The organism is Pseudoalteromonas sp. BSi20652, assembly GCF_000239855.1.
Lineage (GTDB): Bacteria > Pseudomonadota > Gammaproteobacteria > Enterobacterales > Alteromonadaceae > Pseudoalteromonas.
Map to the genome: position 1 here is coordinate 1 of NZ_BADT01000229.1, position 2,519 is coordinate 2,519.

General features: G+C 38.0%; 3 protein-coding genes. All 3 read right to left on the bottom strand.

Annotated elements, in window-relative coordinates; genetic code table 11:
- Positions 1–110 precede the first annotated feature (110 nt).
- Positions 111–431, bottom strand: a complete 321-nt coding sequence (locus P20652_RS01235; RefSeq protein WP_008172510.1) for a hypothetical protein — start codon at positions 429–431, stop codon at positions 111–113.
- An 8-nt stretch (positions 432–439) separates the two neighbouring features.
- A complete protein-coding gene (locus P20652_RS01230; RefSeq protein WP_008172512.1) occupies positions 440–1,207 on the bottom strand; it encodes a nuclear transport factor 2 family protein in 768 nt (255 codons plus the stop codon).
- 97 nt (positions 1,208–1,304) lie between these two features.
- Positions 1,305–2,048 carry a ferredoxin--NADP reductase gene (locus P20652_RS01225; protein WP_008172515.1) on the bottom strand — a complete coding sequence of 248 codons (744 nt, stop codon included), beginning with the start codon at positions 2,046–2,048 and terminating at the stop codon, positions 1,305–1,307.
- Positions 2,049–2,519: the final 471 nt, after the last annotated feature.

The following is a 2,519-nucleotide window of genomic DNA, read 5'->3' on the forward strand; positions in this document are numbered from 1 at the left end:
CAAACTTGGGTAAAACACATCTAAACGTGCTGCTTGCTGGCGTTTAAAAGCACCGTTTTTATTAAATTGTTTACCATGCGCACATCAAACTCTATGCACAAAAATAAAAGCTATCGCTTAAAATATAGATCGATTGCCTTAGTGAGAAGTTCGTCTAGCTGATCTTCAAAATCATCTATTTGTATTTCAAAGTGGTTTAAATATACTTTTGCTTGAACCTTCGATAAGTTACGACTATTTACGCTGTATTGGCGTTCGCCTTTTAGCTTGTCGTAGCGGGGTAAAAACACAAACTGGCTGTAATAAGGTGATTTAATATGCTTATTCGCAAAGCGACAAAAATCTTCAATATGGTTTACGCCATCAGGACCCAAACAACCCGGCTCTACTCGGTACATTAAATGAATTTTTTTCTCGTCGCTTACTTGCATATTAACCCTTATCTGAAAAATAATACGCGTATTATTTTACCATTTTTAATTTGATAGCTCGAAATGAGTTCAGAGCGTTTATCTATAACGTTTTCATCAGTTGAGCAGGTTTCTGATAACTCATGGTCTATTACTATGTCACCGTGCACTATGCGCTTAATGGGTGATGAGTGAATACACTTTAGTTTTTTAAACATAAGCCCGTAACGTGCTATTAGTTTTTCCTTTCCTTTAAATAATAGCTCATCTGGGAAAATATAAAACTCTACATCTTCATCATATACACGAATAAACTCTTCTATATTACGTGCGTTGTATGCTTTAACTAGTTGCTCTACTACTGCGAGTGATTCGCGTGATTGCTTAGCTTTAGTTTGTTGCTTAGCTGTAAGTGCTTCTTTTGCTTGCGCAACTGCTTTTTCGGCTTGAGCTACGGCAACTGCTTTATCTGCTTTATTTTTAGGTTTTTCTACTGGTTTTGGTGTTTCGTCACCTAACACTTTTGAGTCGTCTGGTTTAGTACTATCTATAATTGGCTTTTTTAGCTCAGCAGCTTTGTACTCGAGTGTATTTACTTTATCGTTAGCATCTTTTACAACTTCTTCAGCCGCTTTATCTGCACTCATTTTTTCGGTAGTTAATCCGTCTTTGTTTATAGCAACTTGTTCTGCACTTTTAATTTTTGACTCGGTTGGATCAGACTGCTGCTCTGCGGCATAAGTAATTAATGCTATTGTGGTGACTAATACAGCTAAAATAATTGATAACGGTTTCATAACTTTCCTAGAATGAACTCTAAACGCTTAATGGAATGCAACATAGCAAATTTTAGAGTTTGCGGGTAGCGATTATGTATACGCAAAAGCAAAAGCCTTACCAGTATTGTTCAACGGTTATGTGACCGGGCTCTCGACGGCGATTACGTTTAAAGTTTTTACTTATAAGAAGCTCGGTCGTGTCTTTTACCATTTGCGGGTTCCCACAAATCATAAATTGTGCGTTAGTTGGCGCTGGGATTAAGTTTGCTTTGGTAAATAAACTGTTTGCGCTTATTGCATTGGTAATACGGCCTTGCAAGCCCTGTAACGTCTCCTCCCGGCTTACAACCGGAATGTAGTTAAGCTGCTTAGGGTGCTTTTGTAATAGCGAATTAATAAGGGGTTGATAACTCAAGTCGTTATTAAAACGCACACCATGCACTAAGTTTATATGCGTGTACTTTTGCCATACTTCTTTTTGCTGCAAAATAGATAAAAACGGGCCTATTGCTGTGCCCGTGCCTAACATCCAAAGTTGCTCGCTTTGTGGTATTTCGCCGAGTGTAAAAAAGCCGCTAGCACGGCGTTCTATGAGTACGGTATCACCTGTCTTTAATTGGGCTAATCGGGGAGATAATAACCCTCCTTCTACTTTAATTAAGTAAAATTCTAAATCGGGGTTATCGGGTGCATTTACATAAGAATAGGCACGAGCGATACGTTTATCATCTTCTATAATAGAGAGTTTTGTGAACTGCCCTGCTTCAAATGGCTCTACATTGGCATTAACAATTAGGCTAAAGAGTGTGTCGCTCCACCATGTTACTTTTTTTACTGTCGCATCAACCCAGTTAGACATTTTTGACTCCACTGTTGAATGGTTAAACGTAAAAACCCTTTTAGGTACGAAACGAGTGTATGTATATTAAACACTACCACTAAGTGAGTGAAATTTACATAACAGCATAGCTAAATTTTATATAAACAAATAATAGGAGCTATAAAACTTACACGAGTTAGTAAATTAATTAAGTAATAAGAAGTTTTGCTCCAACGTGAGCAAGCGTTAGGTCTACACGTTATATTATTAGGCTTGGGTATTAACGCCTGTAAACGCGCAGCTTGCTGGCGTTTAAAAGCACCGCTTTTATGTTTGATCAGTTGCATTAATAAACAAGTAACTAAATCACCACCGAGAAGTGAAGGAGAAAACAAGGAGCAGTGACTAACCATTACTCGTGTTTTCCCTGTGCAGCGGGTGAGCTCGGTGGTGAAATATCATATAACTTAAACCAATTGGCTTTGTCTTCTCATTTTCTTCTCTTTGTGT

Coding starts and splice junctions, on each gene's coding strand:
- P20652_RS01235 (WP_008172510.1), bottom strand. CDS start 431: ATGCAAGTAAGCGACGAGAAAAAAATTCATTTAATGTACCGAGTAGAG.
- P20652_RS01230 (WP_008172512.1), bottom strand. CDS start 1,207: ATGAAACCGTTATCAATTATTTTAGCTGTATTAGTCACCACAATAGCA.
- P20652_RS01225 (WP_008172515.1), bottom strand. CDS start 2,048: ATGTCTAACTGGGTTGATGCGACAGTAAAAAAAGTAACATGGTGGAGC.